Genomic DNA, 21,019 nt, shown 5'->3' on the forward strand with positions numbered 1-21,019 from the left:
GGGAGAATCCGATGGTCATTGAAGCATCGAGGAATGAAGCGAGCCGACGCATCCGGCTTGGCATGGTGGGCGGCGGCGCGGACGCCTTTATCGGCGCCGTGCATCGCATGGCCGCCCGGCTTGATGACCACTTCACCCTCGTCGCCGGCGCCCTTTCCTCGACGCCCGAAAAGGCGATCGCCTCCGGGCACGCACTGGGGCTTGACCGCGTTTACGGCACGTTTACGGAGATGGCCGAGGCCGAGGCCGCACGCGAAGACGGGATCGAGGCGGTCGCCATCGTCACACCCAACCACATGCATTTCGCCCCGGCAAAGGCCTTCCTCGAAAAGGGCATCCATGTCATCTGCGACAAGCCGGTGACCGCGACGCTGGACGAGGCCAAAGCCCTGAAGGCCATCGCCGACAAGGCCGATGCGCTGTTCATCCTCACCCATAACTATACCGGCTACCCCATGGTGCGTCAGGCCCGCGCCATGGTGGCGGACGGGCTTCTCGGGCCGATCCGGCTGGTGCAGGTGGAATATGCGCAGGACTGGCTGACCGAACCGGTGGAACAGCAGGGATCGAAACAGGCCGAATGGCGCACCGACCCCAAGCGGGCCGGCGCCGGCGGCGCGCTTGGCGATATCGGCACCCACGCCTTCAACCTCGCCAGTTTCGTCTCGGGGCTGACGCTCGACAGCCTTGCCGCCGATCTCGACCATTTCGTCCCGGGCCGGCTGCTTGATGACAATGCCCATGTAATGCTGCGCTTTGCCGAGAAGAACGGTGTCTCGGCCAAGGGCATGCTGTGGGCAAGTCAGGTGGCGCCGGGCAATGAGAATGCGCTGACCTTGCGCGTCTACGGCACCAAAGGCGGGCTCGCCTTCGATCAGGAACATCCCAACCAGCTCTGGTACACGCCGTTCGGCGCGGAAAAGCGGCTGATCACCCGCAATGGTGCCGGTGCTGGCGGCGAAGCGGCACGGGTGTCGCGCGTTCCGGCCGGCCACCCGGAGGGCTATCTCGAGGCCTTCGCCACGCTCTACAGCGAGGCAGCCCTTGCGATCGCAGCCTTCAGGGATGGCACAACCGCGCCTGAAGCCATCTACCCGACCCTTGGCGACGGGCTTACCGGTCTTGCCTTTGTCGATGCCTGCCTGCGCTCGGCAGCGGCAAACGGCGCCTGGACCTCCCCGGTCCTCTGATTTCAGAAGCCTGCGGCAAAGCGGCAACGGCCACGGACAATTTGCTGTAACGTTACAGTTTGTCCGTCTGGCCGCTGTACAGACATGTTATTGTCGCCTAAAACGACCTCCAACCATGATCGGGCCCGCGACGCATTGTCAGGATGCGGCTTCTGCCGGGCGCGAATGGGGTGCGCCGGCGCGACAGCGGCATGGCTTGTCGCGTGGCCTTTGCGCTCCACATTCCCCCGAAAGCCAGAGACAAGACCCGGCTTCAAGGTTCAGCACAGCCGGGACGACAAGAAGGATAGCTGAGAATGATTGATCCCAAGATCCTTGCCGGACGTTTCCCGGACGACTTCCTCTTCGGGGTCGCCACCGCCTCCTACCAGATCGAGGGTGCCGCGCGCGAGGATGGCCGCAAACCATCCATCTGGGATGCATTCTGCAACATGCCAGGCCGGGTCTATGGCCGCCATAACGGCGATGTCGCCTGCGATCATTACCACCGCCTGGAAGAGGATCTCGACATGATCCGCGATCTTGGCATGGAGGCCTACCGCTTTTCCATTGCCTGGCCGCGCATCATTCCCGATGGCCGCGGACCGGTGAACGAGGCCGGGCTGGATTTCTATGACCGGCTGCTGGATGGCTGCAAGGCGCGCGGGCTGAAGACCTTTGCCACGCTCTATCACTGGGACCTGCCGCTGACGCTTGCCGGTGACGGCGGCTGGACGGCCCGCTCGACCGCCTATGCCTATCAGCGCTACGTCCAGACCGTGATGAAGCGCCTTGGCGACCGCATCGATACGGCCGCCACCTTCAACGAGCCCTGGTGCGTGGTCTGGCTCAGCCATCTTTACGGCATTCATGCGCCGGGTGAGGCCAATATGGATGCAGCGCTTGCCGCCCTCCACACGGTCAATCTCGCCCATGGCCTCGGCGTCGAGGCGATCCGCAGCGAAGCGCCCGATGTCAAAGCCGGCATCGTCTGCAATGCCACCGCCGTTGTCGCTGCCTCCGACAGTGCTGCGGATCAGGCAGCCTGGGAGCGCGCCTTCCAGTTCAACAATGGCGCCTTCTTCGATCCGATCTTCAAGGGCGAATATCCGGACGCGTTCATGGCCGCACTCGGCCATCGCATGCCGACAATCGAGAACGACGATCTGGCGCTGATTTCACAGAAGCTCGACTGGTGGGGCCTGAACTATTACACGCCGGAACGCGTCGCCGATGACCCGCGCGAAGGCGCTGAGTTTCCGGCTGTGAAGAAGATGCCCGCCGTCAATCAGGTCTTCACCGATATCGGCTGGGAGGTCTTCGCCCCGGCGCTCGGCGACCTGACCAGAACGCTCTATGCGCGCTACGACCTTCCCGAGGTCTACATCACCGAAAACGGTTCCTGCTACAATATGGAACCGGTTGACGGCGTTGTCGACGACCTGCCGCGTACGGAATATTTCGCTGACCATATTTCGGTGGTGGCCGACCTTATCGATGAGGGCATTCCGCTGAAGGGCTATTTCGCCTGGAGCCTGATGGACAATCTCGAATGGGCCGAAGGCTACAAAATGCGCTTTGGCATCGTTTTCGTCGATTACGAGACGCAGGAACGCACGGTCAAGAATTCCGGCAAATGGTATTCGGCGCTTGCATCGCAATTCCGCAAGGAAAACATCAAGGCCGCCTGAGCCTTTGTGCATGATCCGCCCGGCGCCAAGCGCGGGGCGGATGGAAAGACATGGGAAAACGCCGATATCAACAGGTCAGATCGATCTGCGCCGCTGGACCGGCACCAGGCTCAGCATCGGTGCAGGCCTTGATTTCGGCCTGGGTCCCAGCGCCTTGCCGGACAGATCAGCCGGCCGTTTTCTGGTGTCCTGTCCCCGTGCCACGCCAGAAACGCTGGCAGAACCGTGTACCGGATCTGCCAGCCTTGCCGATGGCTGCGTTGACTGACATGTTTCACGTGAACAGACGCCGTGCTCCGCCCCGTCAACCGGCGTCTCGGCCGCCTTTGCCGCAGGCCGTCTGCGCAAAATATCCTTCGGCCAGATATTGAGGGCATCCACCGCATCGAAATTGGAGTAGCACTCGAGCGCAAAACCAAAGACTTCGCTGCGCTCCCGATAATAGGCGCGCTCCTCGTCGGTCGACGCCTGGCTCGCGCGCGCTTCTGCCTCGGCCACCGCATAGGCCATGCTGTTCCAATCGACAATGCTTTCCGAAGCAGGATAAAAGCGGCCGATCTCGGCGCGCCGGAAATATTCCAGGGTGGCGTTCACACTATCATGTCCGAATGGCAAGGCTTGTACTCCTGAAAAGGACGACATATCATTTTACTAATATTTTAATAAAATAAGATATTTAAATGAGCTTTGAGACTAACATTCATGACAAGATGGCGCCTGCGCCTGCGCGTCTGAAAAGCAAATGCCTCCGCCGCAACCTGACATGCGACGGGGGCATCCGCGATCGAAAGAGAATGTCTTCCGGGAACCGATCAGCCGATGACAGCCTCGACCTTGACGGCATGAATGCCTGCGGCAGGCGGTGAGACAAGATCACCCGCTATCGCATGGCCATCAACAACGAGCGAAACCGCATTGCCGGGCCCCTTGCGGGTTACGGTGATATCGTAGGTCACGCCACGCCATGTACGGCTGACGGAGAAACCGCTCCAGCGCTCCGGGATCACCGGCGCAACCCGCAGCCCCTCATATTCCGGGCGAATGCCGAAAATGAACTGGGTGATGGCATAGTAATTCCAGGCGGCGGTGCCCGTCAGCCAGGAGTTCTTCGCCTCACCGTGGCGGGTGGCATCACGTCCGGCAATCATCTGGGCATAGACATAGGGCTCCAGCCGGTGCGTATCGGAAATCGCCTCGCGCGCCGACGGGTTGATGCGGTTATAATAGTCGAAGGCCGCATCACCATTGCCGAGCACGGTTTCGGCAATCATGACCCAGGGATTGTTGTGGCAGAAGATGCCGGCATTCTCCTTGTAACCCGGCGGATAGGTCGAGATCTCGCCATATTCGATGTAGTATTTGGTGTAAGCGGGCTGCAGCACGACAATGCCATGCGGGGTCGCCAGATGCTTGGCAACGGAATCGAGCGCCTTGCGCGCCTTGCCGTCATCAACGCCAACGCCAGCCAGAACGCAGAAGCCCTGGCTTTCGATGAAGATCTTGCCTTCCTCATTCTCCTTCGAACCAATCTTGCGGCCGAAGTCATCATAGGCGCGCACGAACCACTCACCATCCCAGCCATGGGCGCGGATCGTCCCATCCATGTCGGCGGCCACCTTGGCATAAAGGTCCGCATCATCAGCCTTGCCAGTCTCGCGGGCGATGTCGGAAAGTTCACGTGCGGAGAGCACCATCAGACCGGCAATGAAGACACTTTCGGCAACCTTGCCATCCTTGCTGGTGGTGGTCTGGAAGCTCTCACCGGGCGTGTCGGAAAAGCAGTTGAGATTGAGGCAGTCATTCCAGTCGGCGCGGCCGATCAGCGGCAGGCCATGCGGACCGATCCTGTCGAGTGCATATTGCATGGCGCGGGTCAGATGGGCGTAAAGCGGCTCTTCCGTGCCGGGCTGATTGTCGAACACCACCGGCTCTTCAAGAATGGAAAAGTCGCCGGTTTCCTTCAGATAGGCAGCAACACCGATGATCAGCCAGTGCGGATCGTCGTTGAAGTCACCGCCAATGTCATTATTGCCCTTCTTGGTCAGCGGCTGATACTGGTGATAGGCGCCGCCGGAGGATAGCTGGGTCGCGGCGATATCGAGAATGCGTTCGCGCGCACGGGCCGGCACCATATGGACGAAGCCGAGCAGATCCTGATTGCTGTCGCGGAAGCCCAGACCACGGCCGATCCCGCTTTCAAAGGATGAGGCCGAGCGCGACATGTTGAAGGTCGCCATGCACTGATAGGCGTTCCAGATATTGACCATGCGGTCGGCATGGATATCGGGCGACGTCACCTGATAGACGCCGAGCAGATCGTCCCAATGCCGCTTCAGCGCCGTGAAGGCCGCCTCGACATTTTCGATCTGACGATATTTCTCGATCACCGGCGCCACGGTTTTCTTGTTGAGGCGCTGCGAGCCCGGCGGGTCGAATTTCTCGGCCTTGTCATTTTCATGATAGCCGAGCACGAAGATCACCTGGCGGGTTTCGCCGGGAGCCAGCACCATCTTCACATGATGTGATCCCATCGGTGACCAGCCATGGGCCACTGAATCGCGTGACCGGCCTTCGGCAACGGCGACCGGCCTGTCCCAGCCACGCCACGGACCGAGAAAATCCTCGCGGCTCGTATCAAAGCCTGCAAGCGTCTCGGAGCAGGCAAAATAGGCAAAGTGATTGCGGCGCTCGCGATATTCGGTCTTGTGATAGATGACCTCGTCTTCCACCTCGACCTGCCCGGTGGAAAGATTGCGCTGGAAATTGGTCATGTCGTCCAGCGCATCCCAGAGGCAGAATTCCACCGAAGAGAACAGCGAGACATCGGCTGGCACCAGCCGTTCGTTGGTGACGGTCAGCTGCCAGATTTCCAGCGTCTCGCCAAGCGGCACGAAATAGCGGTTGGAAACGCGGATGCCATTGCGCTTGGAGCCGATCGTCGAGTAGCCCATGCCATGACGGCAGCTGTAATCCTCGACCTCCGACTGGGTCGGCATCCACGAAGGCGACCAGAAGTCGGCCGTCTCATTGTCACGGACATAGACATAGCGGCCTGACATATCGAGCGGCACATTGTTGTAGCGCCCGCGGGTGAGGCGGCGGAGCCTGGCATCACGGTAATAGGAATAGCCGCCCCCCGTGGCCGAGAGAATGCCGAAATAGCCTTCGCAACCGATATAGTTGACCCAGGGATAGGGCGTATCCGGCCGGGTGATCACATATTCGCGGGCCGTGTCGTCGAAATAACCGTATTTCATGATGCAATCCTGTTCAGCGTGCCTGTCTCTTCAAATCCTGCGGCAGCGCGACAGCCTCTTCCCAAGAGCAGATCCCAGGCAAACGGGCACCTCCTGGCGTCCGGTTTGGCACGGAAACATGGCCCGGACATGCGCCCGATCGGCACATGGCTCAGACCCGGCTTTGATGGGCAGGCCGGCTCGCGTCCTCCTGAAAGGCCTGTTACCACAAAATCGCAGCCACCAAAAGTGAAACGTTTTAGATTTAGTCGCCTTCTGCGTGTCAAACTGAATTCTCAATTTTGCGCATCGCAAATTTTGGAGATACATATTATTGTTTTTATTCACTTAAATATTCACGCATGCGCAACCTTCACATGCTCATTTTTTTCAAAGCGGTTTGAGAATGATACCTGTAACGTTACAGAAAATGCGGCTTGATGCTCATCCTGCAGCCGTACGTCACCGGCTGCGATGCGCATCCGCTCCGGCAACACCGAGGTGAGGCTTGCGCATCTGCAGCCGGCCGAGGCGGGCCGGCGCTTCGGAAACCGGAAACGCCGGAAAGGCTGCGGCAACCCGAAGACGCTGTTGCAAAAGCCACGCCCCATTGCCGGAAAGCGCTGACGGACAGGGCCTTGCCCTGCTTTCCCGATTGACAAGTCGCGCCGCCATGGTCCAGCTTCACTTCCAATTTCAAGCCTTGACCTTTTTCAGGACAGACAATGACGAGGGGACGTCTCCATATGAAGACCACGTTGAAGATCGCAACTTTTCTGACGGGAACGATGCTGGCCGGACAGGCCTTCAGCGCAGAAGTGCTGACGATCGCCAACTGGCTGCCGCCGACCCATGCGCTGGTTGCCGATGTGATGGTGCCCTATGCCAAGGAAATCGCCGAGGCGACTGATGGCCGCGTCACCGCCAACATTCTGCCGGCCCCGCTTGGCCCGCCACCGGCGCAATACGACCTTGCCGTCAACGGCGTTGCCGATATTTCCTTCGGCGTGCAGGGCTATACGCCCGGCCGTTTCAAGACCACCAATCTGGCGGAGCTGCCCTTCTGGGGCGATACGGCCGAAGCGAACTCAGTCGCCTACTGGCGCACCTGGAACGACCTGCTGCAGAATGCGCATGAATATGACGACGTTCATGTTCTCGCCGTCTTCACCCATGGCCCCGGCCAGACCTTCATGACCAAGGGCGATCTCTCCAGCCTCGATACGCTGAAGGGCGCGAAGATCCGCGTCGGCGGCGGCATTGTCCATGAAATCGCCACCGCACTCGGCGCCGTGCCGGTCGAGGGCCCGTCCTCGCAGACCTATGAGCTGATGTCTCAGGGCGTTGCCGATGGCATCATGTTCCCGTTTGAATCGGTCAACTTCTTCGGCCTGACCGATCTTGTCAGCCAGGCGCTGGTGGTGCCGGGCGGTCTTTACAACACCTCCTTCTTCATCGTCATGAACAAGGCCAAGTGGGAAAGCCTGTCGCCGGAAGACCAGGCGGCAATCGACAGTGTTTCGGGCGAGGCGCTCGCACGGCTTGCCGGCCAGGCCTGGGACAAGGTGGATGCCGAAGGCCGCGCCGCCATGGAGGGCAAGGTCACCATCCATGATGCAACGCCGGAACAGGTCGCCGAAATCACCACCATGGTGCAGCCCGTCGTCGATGCCAAGCTCGCTGAAATTGACGAGACCGGCATCTCCTCGGCCGAGGCGGTCCAGATGATGAAGAAGAATCTGGAAGAACTGCAGGCTCAATGAGCGATACCGAATCTTATAGTTTGCATGACAGGGCCGCGCATCCTCTGGTGCGCGGCATTCGTATTGTCCTCAGTCTTGTCGCCGGCATCCTGCTGATGGTGCTGATGATGCTCACCGTCAGTGATGTCATCGGCCGCTATATCTTCAACGCACCGATCACCGGGGCGTCGGAACTGTCCGAACTGCTGCTGGTCTCGATCGTCTTTCTCGGCCTGCCGGCTGTCTGTCTCGACGGCGGTCATGTTACCGTCGATCTGGTGACGAAGGCGCTGCCCGCCCGCATCGAGGAGCCGCGCGTCTTTCTGACCGGCATCATCTCGGCGATCGTGCTTGGCGTCGTCTGCTGGCGGCTCTTTGCCTATGGCGATCAGGTGGCAAGCTATCTCGTCACCAACAGCCTGCGCATCCGTGTCGCCCCCTTCATCTGGTTCTGCGCCGTCATGACCGGAGTTTCGTCCGCGATCACCCTTGTCATCGCGCTTGCCGCACTCAGGAGGCGCAAGCCATGATCGAATGGCCCGTCGGTATTGCCGTGCTGCTCGTGCTTTTGCTGAGCGGCGTGCCCATCGCCTTTGCCCTGACGCTGATCGGCGTCGTCGGCACGGCCTCCATCATCGGCTTCAAACCCTCCTTCGCCCTGCTTGGCTCGACCTTTTTCGACAATGGCCGCTCCTACACGCTGACGGTGATGCCGCTGTTCCTGCTGATGGGCAATTTCGTCGTCCAATCCGGCATCGCCCGCGATCTCTACAATTCCGCCCATGCCTGGCTGCGCCACCGGCGCGGCGGCCTGGCGCTGGCAACGGTTGTCGCCTGCGGCGGCTTTTCCTCCGTCTGCGGCTCGTCACTGGCAACGGCGGCCACCATGTCGAAGATCGCCCTGCCCTCGATGCGCCGCTTCGGCTATCCCGACAGCCTTGCCACCGCCTCGATTGCCGCCGGCGGCACGCTGGGCATCCTGATCCCGCCCTCGGTCATCCTGGTTTTCTACGGCATCATGACCCAGCAGAATATCGGCAAACTGTTCATTGCCGGGATCCTGCCCGGCGTGATCGGCATTCTGTTCTACGCCATCGCCGTGATGATCTCGGTCCGCTTCACGGCAAAGGACCTGCCGCGCGAGGAACGCCTGCCGCTGAAGGAGCGGCTTCTGGCACTGAAGGGCACGGCCGGCGCCATCGCACTCTTCGTCTTCGTCATGGGCGGCATCTATCTCGGTGTGTTCACGCCGACGGAAAGTGCCGGCATGGGTGCCTTCGGCGCCTTCATTCTGGCACTGGCGAGCCGCAAGCTGACGCTGGCCTCGCTTGGCGACATTCTCTATGGCACCGCCAAAACCTCGGCGATGATGTTCTTCATCCTGTTCGGCGCCATGACCTTCACCAATTATGTCAATCTGTCGGGCATGACCAATGACATCCAGTCCGCCCTCGGCATTTTCGGTGACGGGCCGCTGCCGACCATCCTTGCCATTCTGGTGATCTATCTGCTGCTCGGCTGTGTGCTGGAAGGCCTGTCGATGATCACGCTCACCGTGCCGATCTTCTATCCGATCGTCGCCGCGCAGGGTTTCGATCTGATCTGGTTCGGCATTTTCGTGGTCGTGATCACCGAGGTCAGCTACATCACGCCGCCGGTCGGCATGAACGCCTTCGTGCTCAACACCGTGGTGCGCGACGTCAGTCTGAGGACGATCTTTGCCGGCCTTCTGCCCTTTGTCGCCATGGATCTGCTGCGCATCGCGCTTCTGATCGCCATTCCCGGCATCGTGCTGTTGATCCCGTCGATGATGTGATCCGCGACTTTACGGGTCAGGCCGCGCGCCTGACCCAGGACGGGAAAGGATCGGTCAATCCTTCATAGTCGCGCTCGTTGAAGCCGGTGCCCGTGTCGATGAGGCAATCGTCCAGCGCCTGCCGGATCGCCGCCTGATCCATGCCCGTGCCGATGAAAACGATCTCCTGACGCCGGTCGCCATAGGCCTCGTGCCAGCAATCCTCGATCATGCCGCGCAGTTCCGGATTGTCGGGCCAACGGCTTTCCGGCACAGCTGCCCACCAGCGCCCGAGCGGGCCGGAGCGGACAATCGCACCGGCCAGCGAGAACTCGCCGGCGAAATCCGGGCGCGTTGCCAGCCAGAAATGCCCCTTGGCGCGGATCAGTCCGGTAAAGCTGGTCTTGGTAAAGCGGTCGAATTTTTCCGGGTGAAACGGCGCGCGAGCGCGATAGACGAAGCTGGAAATGCCGTATTCCTCCGTCTCCGGCACGTGATCGGCAAAACCGTAAAGCTCCTTGGCCCAGAGCGGATGCTGGCTCGCCTTGTCTTCGCTGAAAAGCCCGGTGTCGAGCAATTCTTCCAGCGCAACTTCAGAGAAATCCGTCTCGATGATCTTCGCATCGGCGTTCAGCGCCCGCACCACCTTGACGACGTTTTCGCGTTCCTGCGGCGTCACATCAGAGATCTTGTTGACGACGACGACATCGGCAAATTCGATCTGCTCGACATGAAGGTCGACCAGCGTGCGGTCATCACCTGAGCCCGCCACCTCGCCGCGATCGCTCAGGAATTCATGACCGCCATATTCGCGCAGCAGGTTCACCGCGTCCACCACCGTCACCATGGTGTCGAGCCGGGCGAGATCTGAAAGGCTCCGCCCCATCTCGTCGCGGAAGGAAAAGGTGGCGGCAACCGGCAGCGGCTCGGCAATGCCGGTACCTTCGATCAGCAGATAGTCGAAGCGGTTTTCTTCCGACAGCCGCCGGACCTCGCTCAAGAGGTCGTCACGCAGCGTGCAGCAGATGCAGCCATTGGTCATTTCGACCATGGTTTCCTCGGTGCGCGACAGGTCTGCACCGCCCTGGCGCACCAGATCGGCATCGATGTTCACTTCGCTCATATCATTGACGATGACAGCCACCCGCCGCCCTTCGCGATTGTTGAGAATGTGATTGAGCAGGGTCGTCTTGCCCGCACCGAGAAAGCCTGACAGCACGGTGACGGGCAGGCGGTTATCCTTTTTGTTCTGCAACATGGCAGCCTCTTCTGATGAATGTCGCAACGGTCGAAAGCGCGACGACACTGCCAGTCGCGCTATATAAAACGTTATAACATTACGTTTAGCGAACAGAACCGCCCGTGGTCAAGACCCTTGTTTGCCATGTGCGTGCGCAAGGCGGGAGTCGCGATCGTGAGACAGTGACCGCATCAGACAGGCCATGCTGCCGGTGCAGCGCGGAACGGGCCGGCGCGCCGGGAAAACTCTGGCCCCCGCCCATCGAGGCTTGCCGGAAAGACCACCCGGCGGGCAGGTCCCCAGAACGTCTCTTCGGCCTGCATCGCCACGCCGTCATCCCCGGCCTTTCCAGGGAGCGGCGGAGAGCGTCCGGCCGAAGCCAGCAGATGCGCCGTGCGCGCCAGCGACAGCCGGGCGCGGCGGCCTTTGCCATCCGCCCGTTTCAGCGCCAGCCCGCGCAACACCGCGGCGGCCATCAGATAGCCCGTGCCGTGATCCAGCACCTGCACCGGCAGCGCTACCGGCTTGTCCGCATGGCTCAGCCGCATGCCCTCTTCGGCCAGCCCCGTTGCCAGTTGCAGCACGCTGTCAAAACCGCGCCTTTCCCGCCATGGCCCGGTCCAGCCATAGGCCGAGAGCGACACATCGATGAGGCCGGGATTGAGCGCCCGGCGCCGCTCTGCATCATAGCCCAGCCGGTCCAGCGCGCCCGGCCGGTAGCCATGCACCAGCACATGCGCCTCACTGAGCAGACGTTCAAATATGCGCCGGTCTTCTGAGCGCTTCAGGTCCAGCCCGGCGCAGGCCTTGCCGAGTGTCACCTCGGCCTCAAGACCGTCTTCCCGCCAATCGGGCGGATCGATCCTCAGCACCGATGCACCGAAGCCTGCAAGAAAACGCGTTGCAACCGGCCCCGCCAGCACGCGGGTCAGATCCAGCACCTTCAGTCCGGCAAGATCACCCGCAAAGGCAGGCAGCGGCGGCTCCTCCGCCGCGTCGCAATGATCCCAGCAGATCAGCGGTTCGCCTGCCACCGCCTGCCCCTGCGGGTGAGCCGACCAGCTCGCAAGCCCGGTCATCGCCGCCGCCACGCCACCGGCCGCCGTGACAGCTTCGGCAAGCGCATCGCCCTCCCATCCGGCAACAGCACTTTCCACCGCAGAGCGTCTCGCCTCGACGCCGAGAACACCAAGCGTCGCCTGACGATGCGCCGGCACATTTGTGTGCAGCCGGATCCAGCCGTCCTTGGTGCGATAATTGCCGGCAACAGGATCCCAGGCCTCAGGCAGCGTCCAGCCCTCGGGCGTCACGGTCATGCCGCACCAAAACTCCACCCGGCGCCGGTCCAGTGTGATCACATCATGGCCGATCAGGACGGCAAGCTCGCGCAGCGCAGCAGCCATGGTCGCCAGTGCCAGCTCTGAAACGTGGAAAACAGATGAAAGCCCGAAATGCCCGCTTTCGTGAACAGCCGGCAGCGGCAGGTCGGGAATGCCGAGCGCCTGTTCGATCTCAGCCCGAAAAAAAGCTGCAGCGCTCCCCGTCATCTCGCTCTCCCCGCCCGATAGGAATCGGATCCTCGCAGCTTCGGCAAGGCTAATCAACGCCGTTGCCGATCAGCGCATCGGAGCGATGGACAGCACGATAGGGACGCGGCGAGGATGGCAGGCAGCTTCGCAACACCGGCCGCACGGCTTTGGATGTCGATTTCGCCGGCAAGGTCAGTGTGGCTGGCTTGCCCCGGACCACCAGCGAAGACGGCAACAGCATCTATATGAAAAAGTGAAGTTTTCTTTGCCGCGACCTCATTTAGCTTCACTGGCATAGGACAAAGGACATCGCTCCGGCGAAAGACCAGGGAGTGGAGCATGAAAGTAGACCTCGGTACCCAGAGCTTTCCGATTTTCAGGGAAAGACCCTTGCAGGACACTGTGCGGCAGGCAGGCAGACGAAGTCTCTCGCTTGGCGCACGGACGGAAACTTCGGGCAGAGCCGACGACCGCTCTGCCGAAACGTTCCGGCATGCCGCGAGCATCAGTGCTCTGGCCAGGATGCCGGCGCGCTCATTGTCAGACGGTTTGCGCGATCACGATGCGGCGAAAGCAGAGGCCGCAACCAGCTCTTCGCTGCCGGCAGTGGCTGGCAGTTCGCCTACGGCGTCGGCACCGGCCGGTAGCGGGATTGATTTCAATGCGTTTCCGGATCTTGTTGCCAGAATTGCCGCTGCGGATGATGCCGGCCCTCTTCTTGAAGCACTTTTCCTTCCATATCGCCAACTTCGTTTCGAGGCCTTATGGGAAGAAGTCCGGTGCGGCGGCGGCGATTTTTCCTTTGAGGCTGTTGAAAATTTCGCCAAGGCCGTGAACACCGCTTTCAGGGCAGGGCTTGATAGCCTTGAGGCACTTAAGCCGGAAGAGCGGTACCCGTTTCTGACCAACGTCCTGATGCCGTTGTTTCAGGACGCCTGTGCCGTCGGACAGGAAGACCTGGTGACCGATGTCGTCGACAAGGTGACAAGCCTGCTGACGCCGGAAGAGCAGTGGAAGGCCTTGAAGATGATGGGAAGGATAATACTCGATCCGTCCTATGAGAGCAGTTTGCCAGACGATGACAAAAGCCGGCTCAACCCGGCTGGAAGCACACCGGATGTACGGACACGGCGACAGACTGACGCCTTCTTAAGGGCCATTTCGCAACTGAAACAGCCGCTGCGCGCCACTTTGATGTTTACGACATTGGAGCTCATCAACCATCACGTACGCAATGCGGCACAGCAAGGCCCATTACTTGAAATGTTCAGGCACTTCAGCAAGATGGCTCCCGAAATCGAAACGGACGTGCCGCTCGCCGGGCGCGTTCTTTCGAACGGGCCCACCTCACCATTGACGATCGAGGAGGCCAAATGCCACATTGATCTATTGAACGCGCACGGACAAAGCGCCGTTGTTGATACGCTGATGGCGGAACTCCACCTGAACCTTCGCGGCGTGACGGGGCACCGGCCAGAAGATATTCCTGACCATGTCCTGCTCTGGCGAACGGCCAGAGGCGAGATTCAGATCACACCGCGGCGACATCGTATTTACAATCAGAAATTGAATGATTTCAAAGAGGCCTTGCGGAAACCCGGCATACTACGGTCAGCCGAAGTCGCTGTTCGATCTGACCGAGATGACAACAATCAGGGCAGCGCGTAGAGCGTTCTGGCGGTGGGCACGATGCTTCAGCGCATCCGCGCGATGGAGAGCGCGATATGGGCGCGGCGCAGATGGCAGACAGACATGAGATCGCCGGCCTCAAGCGCGGCGAGAATATCCGCCGTCTCGCCGGCATAGATCTCGATTTCGCTTCTCAGGTCGATCCGGTCGGCGGTGACCGCCTGCAGCCAGATCCGCGCCGTGCGGAAATAGAGCTGCTCGCTGATATCCTTCAGCGGCCGGTTCAGCGAGAGCGCCGTCAGCGCCAGAAACATATCGCGGTCGAGTGCCGCAAAGGCGCGGGGAGACGGATCATGCTTCAGCGCTTCGGCGCGATGATGAAGATCGGCAAAATCTGCGATCACCGATGGCGTGATCGCCACCGGATCCAGCCTGCCGATCAGAATGATCAGTTCGGTGCGCAGCTGATAGACCTGATCGAGCTCGTCCATATCGACATCGGTGACGAAAGTGCCGACCCCATGAACCGAGCGCAGCAGCCCGTCATCTTCAAGCCGTGCCAGCGCCCGGCGCAGCGGCGTGCGCGACACGCCGAATTCCTCCGCCAGTTCAGCCTCGGAAAGCCGCATGCCGGGCGGGTAATCAAGCATCAATATCCGTTCGCGCAGCGCATCATGGATCTGCTCGAAGCGGTCACGCCCGGAAAGGGCGTGCTCCCCCGTCACTGATTTGTCCATATGCCACCCAGCCTTTCGAACATGGTGAGGCAGCGGCTCAGCTGGTCAAGCGTGATGAACTCGTCCGGCTGATGCGCCTCGCTGATCGACCCCGGACCGCAGACCACCGCGTCCATGCCGATCTCCTGATAGAACCCGGCCTCGGTGCCGAAGGAGACCAGCGATGCTTCCGCCTCGCCGGTCATGGCAAAGGCAAGGTCACGCGCTGCATTCTCACGCTTCGGCAAAAGGGCCGCCGCCTCGCCGATCACCGCCGTCGCAATGGCGCTCTCCTTCGCCACCGCCTGCATCATCGGCAAGAGCCGATGCTGGCAATAGTCGGAAATGTCGTTCTTGACCAGCGCCATGTCCTCGGCAATCACCGGGCGCATCTCCCATTTCAACACGGCGCGCGGCGCAATCACATTATGCGACAGCCCGCCTTCAATACCGCCGATATTCAGTGTCGAAAACGGTGGCAGGAAGCGCGATCCTTCCGGCACGCGATCGATCAGCCGGGTGCGAAGCTCGATCAGTCTTGCGATATAGCGGGCGGCATATTCAATCGCGTTGACGCCGAGCTCCGGCCGCGAGGAATGGCCCGACGTGCCGGTAAAGGTCACGGTATATTCGCAGCATCCCTTGTGCCCCTCGATCACCTGCATTCCGGTCGGCTCGCCGACAATGGCAAGAGCCGGGCGGATCGCCCGTTTGCCAAGCTCCTTGACCAGCGATCGCGCCCCGAGGCAACCCACCTCCTCATCATGGGTAAAGGCAAAATGGATCGGCCGCTCTGTCGCCATCGCCGCCAGGAGATCAAGCCGGGCGAGACAGGCGGCGATGAAACCCTTCATGTCACAGGTGCCGCGCCCGAACAGCTTTCCCTGCCGCTCTGAAAGCGTGAAGGGATCGCTGCTCCAGTTCTGGTCGCTCACCGGCACGACATCGGTATGGCCGGCCAGCATCAGCCCGCCATCCCGCTCCGGCCCGAGCGTTGCGAACAGATTGGCCTTCTGCCCGCTTGGATCGGTCATGATCTCGATGCGGGCACCCTGGTCGGCAAGCCTTTCAGCGATATAGGCGATCGCCGGAAGATTGCTGTCGGAAGAGACGGTCGGAAAGGCGACGAGGTCGGCAAGGATCGACCGGCAGCGGGAAAGCGCCCCCTCCATCGGCTAGTCCTTGACGAAAAGCTGGCGCGGCACGTTTGCCAGTGCTTCTGCCGGGCCATCCTCGCGGATCAGAATGGTTTCGGTCGTCTCCATGCCCCAGTCCTCCATCCACAATCCGGGCATGAAATGGAAGGTCATGCCCGGCTCCAGCAGCGTCTCGTCACTGGAGCGGATCGATACGGTGTGTTCGCCCCAGTCCGGCGGATAGGCAAGGCCAACCGCATAGCCGGCGCGATGCGGCCGCTCGATGCCGATCTTCCACAGCACCTTTTCCAGCGCCAGCGCCACGTCGCCCGCCCGGTTGCCGGGACGCGCCGCTTCGATGCCGGCGGCAAGGCCTTCGGCAAGCGCGTCTGCCGCATCGCGCATGAATTGCGGTGGCTTGCCGAAATAGAGCGTGCGGCAAAGCGGAGCGTGGTAACGGCGAAAGCATCCGGCCTGCTCGATGAAGGTCGCCTCACCCGGTTTCAGCACATCGCCATTCCAGGTCAGATGCGGCGCCGAGGCATCCGCGCCTGACGGCAAGAGCGGCACGATTGCCGGATAGTCACCCCAGGCATCGCCGACACCGGTTGTCGCCGTCTTCTGCAATTCCGCGACGAGATGGTTCTTGGCCATGCCGGGTTCGGCGATCTCGATCGCGCGGGCAATCACCGCTTCGGAGATCGACGCCGCCTTGCGCATGAAGCCGATTTCTTCCGCCGACTTCACCAGACGCTGCCAGTTGACGAGGCTTGAGGCATCGACAAAATCGGCCAGCGGCAACCCTGCCATCAGCGCCAGATGCCCCTTGGCGGTATAATAGTAATTGCCGGTCTCGACCCCGATCCGCGCCTTCTCGAAGCCAAGCCCCGCCAGCTGCCCGGCCAGATCATCCATCGGATGACAGTCGGTCGCCTGGATGTAGCGGTCAGGATAGTAAAGCAGATGATCCTCGGGCAATGTCGTGGTGCGCTTGGCACCGTTCACATCCATCAGCCGGCCCCACCAGTAGGGCGCGCCCTCGCCGGTGATGATTACGCCCTGATCGACATAGAAGGACCAGCCGTCATAGCCGGTCAGCCAGTTCATCGCCGTCGGCGCGGTGACGAAAAGACAGTCAATCCCCTCGCGTGCCATGGCTGCCCTGACGAGCAGCAGGCGCCGCCTATATTCCTCACCCGAAAAGGGCAGCCTGACTGTAGACATGCCGACTCCTGTTGTGCACGACATAGCTGGATTTTTCCAAAAACACGATCAAAATGGGCTTCAAAGTTCCGAAAAACGCTTTCAGGGTTGACTTTCCGCGCCTTCATGCTGTTGTTGTACACAACATAGGAGCCAATTGTGCCAACCGTCAAGCGGCCTGAAGGCGAAAGCGAAAAGGCCTGCCGGGCCGCCACGAAGAGAGGAGCCGCAGCGATGCTGACCAATGACCAGCTCGACCGGTTTGACCGCGAAAACTTCTTCCATCCCTCGACCCATCTCGCCCAGCATGCGCGCGGCGAGAGCCAAAGCCGGATCGTCACCGGCGGCAAGGGGGTCTTTATCGAGGATCGCGATGGTAACCGCCTGCTCGATGCCTTTGGCGGCCTCTATTGCGTCAATGTCGGCTACGGCCGCGCGAAGATCATCGACGCTATCGCGGACCAGGCGAAATCGCTCGCCTATTACCACGCCTATGCCGGCCACGGCACCGAAGCCTCGATCACGCTGGCCAAGATGGTGATGGAGCGGGCACCGTCGCACATGTCCAAGGTCTATTTCGGCCTGTCCGGCTCGGATGCCAATGAGACCAACATCAAGCTGGTCTGGTATTATAACAACATCCTCGGACGGCCGGAGAAGAAGAAGATCATTTCGCGCCGCCGCGGCTATCACGGTTCCGGGCTGATGACCGGCTCGCTCACCGGTCTGCCGGGTTTCCAGCGCAAGTTCGACCTGCCGCTCGATCGGGTATTCCACACGGAAGCGCCCTATTTCTTCCGCCGTACCGACCTTTCTATGAGCGAGGCGGATTTCGTTGCCCATTGCGTCGCCGAGCTGGAAGCGCTGATCGCCCGGGAGGGTGCCGACACAATCGCCGCCTTCATCGGCGAACCGGTGCTTGGCACCGGCGGCATCGTGCCGCCGCCTCAGGGCTACTGGAAAGCCATTTCAGCCGTGCTGCAGAAACACGATATCATGCTGATCGCCGATGAGGTGGTCACCGGCTTCGGCCGGCTCGGCACCATGTTCGGCTCCGATCATTACGGCCTCAAACCCGATCTGATCACCATCGCCAAGGGACTGACGTCAGCCTATGCGCCACTGTCCGGCACGATCGTTTCCGACATGGTCTGGGAGGTTCTGGAAAAGGGCACCGACGAAAACGGTCCGATCGGCCATGGCTGGACCTATTCCGCCCACCCGATCGGCGCGGCAGCCGGTGTCGCCAATCTTGAGCTGATCGACGAACTTGGCCTTGTCGACAATGCCCGCGAGACCGGCGCCTATTTCCGTGCCGCCATGGGCGATGCGCTGGGCGATCATCCCCATGTCGGCGATATTCGCGGAGAAGGCATGCTGCTTGCCGTGGAATGCGTGAAGGACCGTGGCAATCGCACCTTCTTCGATGCCGACGAGAAGATCGGCTACAAGCTGGCCGCAGCGCTGCTGTCAAAGGGCGTCATTGCCCGCGCCATGCCTGAAGGCGATATTCTTGGCTACGCCCCGCCGCTTTGCCTGACACGTGAGGAAGCCGACCAGATCGTCGACGCGACCAGACAGGCGGTGATCTCGGTTCTCGGATCGTAAGCGGGGAAGAGCTCCGGCGGGACAGGCAGCAAAAAGGCCGGACGGCGAGCACCGTCCGGCCTTCACATCATTTCGCCTCAATGATTGATCACCCGCCGCAGCAACTGCACTGCTGCATGAAGGGCCAGGAGCCCTAGCCCGATGAGGATCGCGAGACGGCTGACCGGAATGAACATGCTGTTCTGAAGCAGATCGACCGTATCGACATAACCAAAGAAGCAGACATTGATGGTCCAGGCCGCAAGGCCGACGACCACAAGCGCAAGGCCTGCCATTTTCATTACCCGATCTCCCTTTGCCACATGCTGGGTTAATGAGACCGGTCTTCGAACCGGAGGCTCGCCTCCGAAGAAGGATGCGAAGAACCGAAGGACATCCTAAAGGACATCCGTTGCGATCTTCCTAACTGGCTTTTGTGGCAATTTTGAAACCTTGCATTATGACAGGTTCAGTTTTTTTGCAGAATTCTCAGGGCAGTTCGACGGCGATGTCGCTGACGGCAGGCGCCGCCTTGATCAGGCCATTTTCCACCATGAATGCGCCGAACCGCTGGTAGCGTCCCGTATCCAGCGCCGCCGGCCGTTTGGCAAAACGAGCAACGCTGTCGATGAAGGCCTGATGGTTGAGATCGTCATCGAGATCCGGATAGGCTTTGGCAAACAGCTGCCAGGCGGCATCCGGGTGATTGGTGATGTAGATCGTCGCCTGCTCGACGGCATCGAGAAAGCGCGGCAGCCGGTCATCGGAAAGCATGTCCCGGCGTGTCACATAGATCAGCTCGTCATAGGCAGGAACACCGTTTTCCTCCGGATAGAAGGCCTTGCCCTCGGCGCCGTCCAGCTTCATCTGGGTCAGTTCGAAATTCCGGAATGCGCCGATCGTGGCATCGACCTGACCGGACATCAGCGACTGGGTCAGGGCGAAATTGACATTGACCAGCGTGATATCATCGCGGGTCAGTCCGGCATCCTTCAGCATCGTGGCAATCAGTGCATCCTCAATGCCGGCAACGGAAAAGCCGACCTTCCTGCCCTTCAGATCGGCAAGCGTCTTCACCGGCCCGTCAGCAAGGGTCATCAGCGTGTTGAGCGGTGTCGAAACCAGCGTGCCGAAGCGGACGATATCAACGCCGGCATCATGATCGAGATAGAGGTTCGGCTGATAATGGATGCCGATATCGGCCTTGCCCGAGGCCACCATGCGCGGCACCATGGATGGATCGGATGGCGGCACCAGCGTGACGTCAAGCCCGTCTTTTTCAAACAGGCCAAGACTTTGCGCCACGACCATCGGCGCATGATCCGGATTGACGAACCATTCCAGCATCACGGTCAGCTTGTCATTGGCGGAAGCCAGCCCCGGAAGGGTAAGGCTCAGGGCGGCAGCGAGGATGAATTTACGCAACATTCGAGAAGTCTCCAGAGTGAGTGCCGGAAGAACCGTCAAGCTTCAGGCGGTTGCTGCCCAGCGTGTGAAAAGGGGGGCGGCAAGATCCACCGCCTTGCGAAACAGAACGGCCTCAGCCGCCAGGATGACCATCGCCGCAAACACCATGTCCGTTTGCATGCGGGCATTGGCCTGCACCATGACGAAACCGAGCCCGCCGGCCGCCCCCACCCATTCGCCGACCACCGCGCCGAGCGGCGCCAGCGGTGCGGCAATCCTGAGACCGGAAAAGAGAGCGGGCACGGCAAGCGGCAGGCGGATGAAAAACAGAAGATCAAGCCCTTCCGCACCATCCAGCCGCGCCGCCCGGATGACGTTGATATCCGTGCGCATCAGCCCGTCGGCAAAGGACGACGCGACCGGGAAAAAGACGATGATCGCCGTCATCACCACTTTTGACGAAAGGCCGAAGCCGAACCAGAGCACCAGCATCGGCGCAATAACGAAGACGGGGAAGGATTGCAGCACGACAAAGACCGGCCAGACCAGCCGTCCGAACCGCGGCCAGGCAGCAACCATGAGTGCGGTCGCCGCGCCGAAGCCGACACCAGCAGCAAAGCCGGCGAGGATTTCGCGCAGGGTGATCAGCGCGGCGGCGGCAAGCGTCTGATGGGCACTCAAAAGCTTGCCCGTCACGGCAAGCGGTGCCGGCAGGATATAGGGCGGCGGGACCAGAAAGAAGATCGCCAGCTGCCAGACAAGAAGCACCAGAATGGCGGCGCGAAGGCCGAGATAAAATGTCTCAAGCGTGGATTTGAACACGTCTTCTCCCCGGCATGACAACCGGGCGCTGGCAATATCGCACCTGCTGACGGAAGCGGTCTCCGGCCAGGCGGGAAGGCGATATTGCGGCAGCGATGCAGCGCGCGGCAGATGTTG

Annotated in this window: 18 protein-coding genes; 7 read left to right on the plus strand and 11 right to left on the minus strand. The window is 61.0% G+C overall.

What is annotated here, in order from left to right; all coding sequences use genetic code 11:
- The first annotated feature begins 11 nt into the window (after window positions 1–11).
- Both HCK86_RS02645 and HCK86_RS02650 read left to right on the plus strand, forming a co-directional pair.
- Window positions 12–1,190, plus strand: coding sequence for a Gfo/Idh/MocA family oxidoreductase (locus tag HCK86_RS02645; RefSeq protein ID WP_176082899.1), 1,179 nt, complete (start codon window positions 12–14; stop codon window positions 1,188–1,190).
- 296 nt (window positions 1,191–1,486) lie between these two features.
- A complete protein-coding gene (locus HCK86_RS02650) occupies window positions 1,487–2,860 on the plus strand; it encodes a GH1 family beta-glucosidase (protein WP_176082900.1) in 1,374 nt (457 codons plus the stop codon).
- A 75-nt stretch (window positions 2,861–2,935) separates the two neighbouring features.
- Here HCK86_RS02650 and HCK86_RS02655 read toward each other — a convergent pair whose 3' ends face one another.
- From HCK86_RS02655 to HCK86_RS02665, 3 genes are all read right to left on the minus strand, one after another.
- Entirely contained in the window at window positions 2,936–3,454 is a 519-nt protein-coding gene (locus tag HCK86_RS02655) for a hypothetical protein (protein WP_176082901.1), read from the minus strand.
- Between the two features lie 218 nt (window positions 3,455–3,672).
- The gene (locus tag HCK86_RS02660; RefSeq protein ID WP_176082902.1) at window positions 3,673–6,117 is read right to left on the minus strand and encodes a glycosyl hydrolase family 65 protein; all 2,445 of its coding nucleotides are present in this window, start codon (window positions 6,115–6,117) and stop codon (window positions 3,673–3,675) included.
- A gap of 441 nt (window positions 6,118–6,558) precedes the next feature.
- Window positions 6,559–6,771, minus strand: coding sequence for a hypothetical protein (locus HCK86_RS02665; protein ID WP_176082903.1), 213 nt, complete (start codon window positions 6,769–6,771; stop codon window positions 6,559–6,561).
- A 71-nt stretch (window positions 6,772–6,842) separates the two neighbouring features.
- Between HCK86_RS02665 and HCK86_RS02670 the strand changes: the two genes are divergently transcribed.
- Genes HCK86_RS02670 through HCK86_RS02680 form a run of 3 tightly spaced genes read left to right on the plus strand, consistent with a single transcriptional unit; the run spans window position 6,843 to window position 9,654 of the window.
- Window positions 6,843–7,859, plus strand: a complete 1,017-nt coding sequence (locus HCK86_RS02670; RefSeq protein ID WP_176082904.1) for a TRAP transporter substrate-binding protein — start codon at window positions 6,843–6,845, stop codon at window positions 7,857–7,859.
- Complete coding sequence (locus HCK86_RS02675) at window positions 7,856–8,368, plus strand: TRAP transporter small permease (RefSeq protein WP_176082905.1); 513 nt, start codon at window positions 7,856–7,858, stop codon at window positions 8,366–8,368. Before HCK86_RS02670 ends, HCK86_RS02675 begins: the two co-directional genes overlap by 4 nt.
- On the plus strand, window positions 8,365–9,654 hold the full coding sequence (locus HCK86_RS02680) for a TRAP transporter large permease (protein ID WP_176082906.1): 1,290 nt from the start codon (window positions 8,365–8,367) through the stop codon (window positions 9,652–9,654). Before HCK86_RS02675 ends, HCK86_RS02680 begins: the two co-directional genes overlap by 4 nt.
- Window positions 9,655–9,670: 16 nt before the next feature.
- Here the strand turns inward: HCK86_RS02680 and HCK86_RS02685 are convergent, their stop codons facing one another.
- Complete coding sequence (locus tag HCK86_RS02685) at window positions 9,671–10,891, minus strand: GTP-binding protein (RefSeq protein WP_176082907.1); 1,221 nt, start codon at window positions 10,889–10,891, stop codon at window positions 9,671–9,673.
- Window positions 10,892–11,064: 173 nt separating this feature from the next.
- Entirely contained in the window at window positions 11,065–12,420 is a 1,356-nt protein-coding gene (locus tag HCK86_RS02690) for a CoA transferase (protein WP_176082908.1), read from the minus strand.
- A 321-nt stretch (window positions 12,421–12,741) separates the two neighbouring features.
- On the opposite strand from HCK86_RS02690, the gene HCK86_RS02695 reads away from it, so the two are divergent.
- Window positions 12,742–14,070: a hypothetical protein gene (locus HCK86_RS02695; RefSeq protein WP_176082909.1), complete on the plus strand. Its 1,329-nt coding sequence runs from the start codon at window positions 12,742–12,744 to the stop codon at window positions 14,068–14,070.
- A 26-nt stretch (window positions 14,071–14,096) separates the two neighbouring features.
- Here HCK86_RS02695 and HCK86_RS02700 read toward each other — a convergent pair whose 3' ends face one another.
- From HCK86_RS02700 to HCK86_RS02710, 3 genes are read right to left on the minus strand one after another with little or no spacing between them, the layout of a single operon-like run.
- Window positions 14,097–14,768: a GntR family transcriptional regulator gene (locus tag HCK86_RS02700; protein WP_176082910.1), complete on the minus strand. Its 672-nt coding sequence runs from the start codon at window positions 14,766–14,768 to the stop codon at window positions 14,097–14,099.
- Window positions 14,753–15,919 carry an acetylornithine deacetylase gene (argE, locus tag HCK86_RS02705; protein WP_176082911.1) on the minus strand — a complete coding sequence of 389 codons (1,167 nt, stop codon included), beginning with the start codon at window positions 15,917–15,919 and terminating at the stop codon, window positions 14,753–14,755. The genes HCK86_RS02700 and argE overlap by 16 nt, the downstream gene beginning before the upstream one ends.
- A 3-nt stretch (window positions 15,920–15,922) precedes the next feature.
- Window positions 15,923–17,107 carry a M24 family metallopeptidase gene (locus tag HCK86_RS02710; RefSeq protein WP_176082912.1) on the minus strand — a complete coding sequence of 395 codons (1,185 nt, stop codon included), beginning with the start codon at window positions 17,105–17,107 and terminating at the stop codon, window positions 15,923–15,925.
- Window positions 17,108–17,320: 213 nt separating this feature from the next.
- Here HCK86_RS02710 and HCK86_RS02715 point away from each other — a divergent pair, with 213 nt between their 5' ends.
- A complete protein-coding gene (locus tag HCK86_RS02715; protein ID WP_176082913.1) occupies window positions 17,321–18,694 on the plus strand; it encodes an aspartate aminotransferase family protein in 1,374 nt (457 codons plus the stop codon).
- A gap of 77 nt (window positions 18,695–18,771) precedes the next feature.
- Here the strand turns inward: HCK86_RS02715 and HCK86_RS02720 are convergent, their stop codons facing one another.
- The 3 genes from HCK86_RS02720 to HCK86_RS02730 all read right to left on the minus strand — a co-directional run bounded on the left by HCK86_RS02720 (window position 18,772) and on the right by HCK86_RS02730 (window position 20,902).
- Window positions 18,772–18,975 (minus strand): hypothetical protein, encoded by a 204-nt coding sequence (locus HCK86_RS02720; protein WP_176082914.1) that lies wholly within the window; start codon window positions 18,973–18,975, stop codon window positions 18,772–18,774.
- Between the two features lie 187 nt (window positions 18,976–19,162).
- Window positions 19,163–20,101 carry an ABC transporter substrate-binding protein gene (locus HCK86_RS02725; RefSeq protein WP_176082915.1) on the minus strand — a complete coding sequence of 313 codons (939 nt, stop codon included), beginning with the start codon at window positions 20,099–20,101 and terminating at the stop codon, window positions 19,163–19,165.
- 42 nt (window positions 20,102–20,143) lie between these two features.
- A complete protein-coding gene (locus HCK86_RS02730) occupies window positions 20,144–20,902 on the minus strand; it encodes an ABC transporter permease (RefSeq protein WP_176082916.1) in 759 nt (252 codons plus the stop codon).
- Window positions 20,903–21,019: the final 117 nt, after the last annotated feature.

Origin of the sequence: Martelella sp. HB161492, assembly GCF_013184775.1 — a bacterium.
Lineage (GTDB): Bacteria > Pseudomonadota > Alphaproteobacteria > Rhizobiales > Rhizobiaceae > Martelella.

Excerpts from the sequence above, each read along its gene's own strand:
- HCK86_RS02645 (WP_176082899.1), top strand. The coding sequence starts at position 12 with ATGGTCATTGAAGCATCGAGGAATGAAGCGAGCCGACGCATCCGGCTT.
- HCK86_RS02650 (WP_176082900.1), top strand. The coding sequence starts at position 1,487 with ATGATTGATCCCAAGATCCTTGCCGGACGTTTCCCGGACGACTTCCTC.
- HCK86_RS02660 (WP_176082902.1), bottom strand. The coding sequence starts at position 6,117 with ATGAAATACGGTTATTTCGACGACACGGCCCGCGAATATGTGATCACC.
- HCK86_RS02665 (WP_176082903.1), bottom strand. The coding sequence starts at position 6,771 with ATGGCGGCGCGACTTGTCAATCGGGAAAGCAGGGCAAGGCCCTGTCCG.
- HCK86_RS02670 (WP_176082904.1), top strand. The coding sequence starts at position 6,843 with ATGAAGACCACGTTGAAGATCGCAACTTTTCTGACGGGAACGATGCTG.
- HCK86_RS02675 (WP_176082905.1), top strand. The coding sequence starts at position 7,856 with ATGAGCGATACCGAATCTTATAGTTTGCATGACAGGGCCGCGCATCCT.
- HCK86_RS02680 (WP_176082906.1), top strand. The coding sequence starts at position 8,365 with ATGATCGAATGGCCCGTCGGTATTGCCGTGCTGCTCGTGCTTTTGCTG.
- HCK86_RS02685 (WP_176082907.1), bottom strand. The coding sequence starts at position 10,891 with ATGTTGCAGAACAAAAAGGATAACCGCCTGCCCGTCACCGTGCTGTCA.
- HCK86_RS02690 (WP_176082908.1), bottom strand. The coding sequence starts at position 12,420 with ATGACGGGGAGCGCTGCAGCTTTTTTTCGGGCTGAGATCGAACAGGCG.
- HCK86_RS02695 (WP_176082909.1), top strand. The coding sequence starts at position 12,742 with ATGAAAGTAGACCTCGGTACCCAGAGCTTTCCGATTTTCAGGGAAAGA.
- HCK86_RS02700 (WP_176082910.1), bottom strand. The coding sequence starts at position 14,768 with ATGGACAAATCAGTGACGGGGGAGCACGCCCTTTCCGGGCGTGACCGC.
- argE (WP_176082911.1), bottom strand. The coding sequence starts at position 15,919 with ATGGAGGGGGCGCTTTCCCGCTGCCGGTCGATCCTTGCCGACCTCGTC.
- HCK86_RS02710 (WP_176082912.1), bottom strand. The coding sequence starts at position 17,107 with ATGTCTACAGTCAGGCTGCCCTTTTCGGGTGAGGAATATAGGCGGCGC.
- HCK86_RS02715 (WP_176082913.1), top strand. The coding sequence starts at position 17,321 with ATGCTGACCAATGACCAGCTCGACCGGTTTGACCGCGAAAACTTCTTC.
- HCK86_RS02720 (WP_176082914.1), bottom strand. The coding sequence starts at position 18,975 with ATGAAAATGGCAGGCCTTGCGCTTGTGGTCGTCGGCCTTGCGGCCTGG.
- HCK86_RS02725 (WP_176082915.1), bottom strand. The coding sequence starts at position 20,101 with ATGTTGCGTAAATTCATCCTCGCTGCCGCCCTGAGCCTTACCCTTCCG.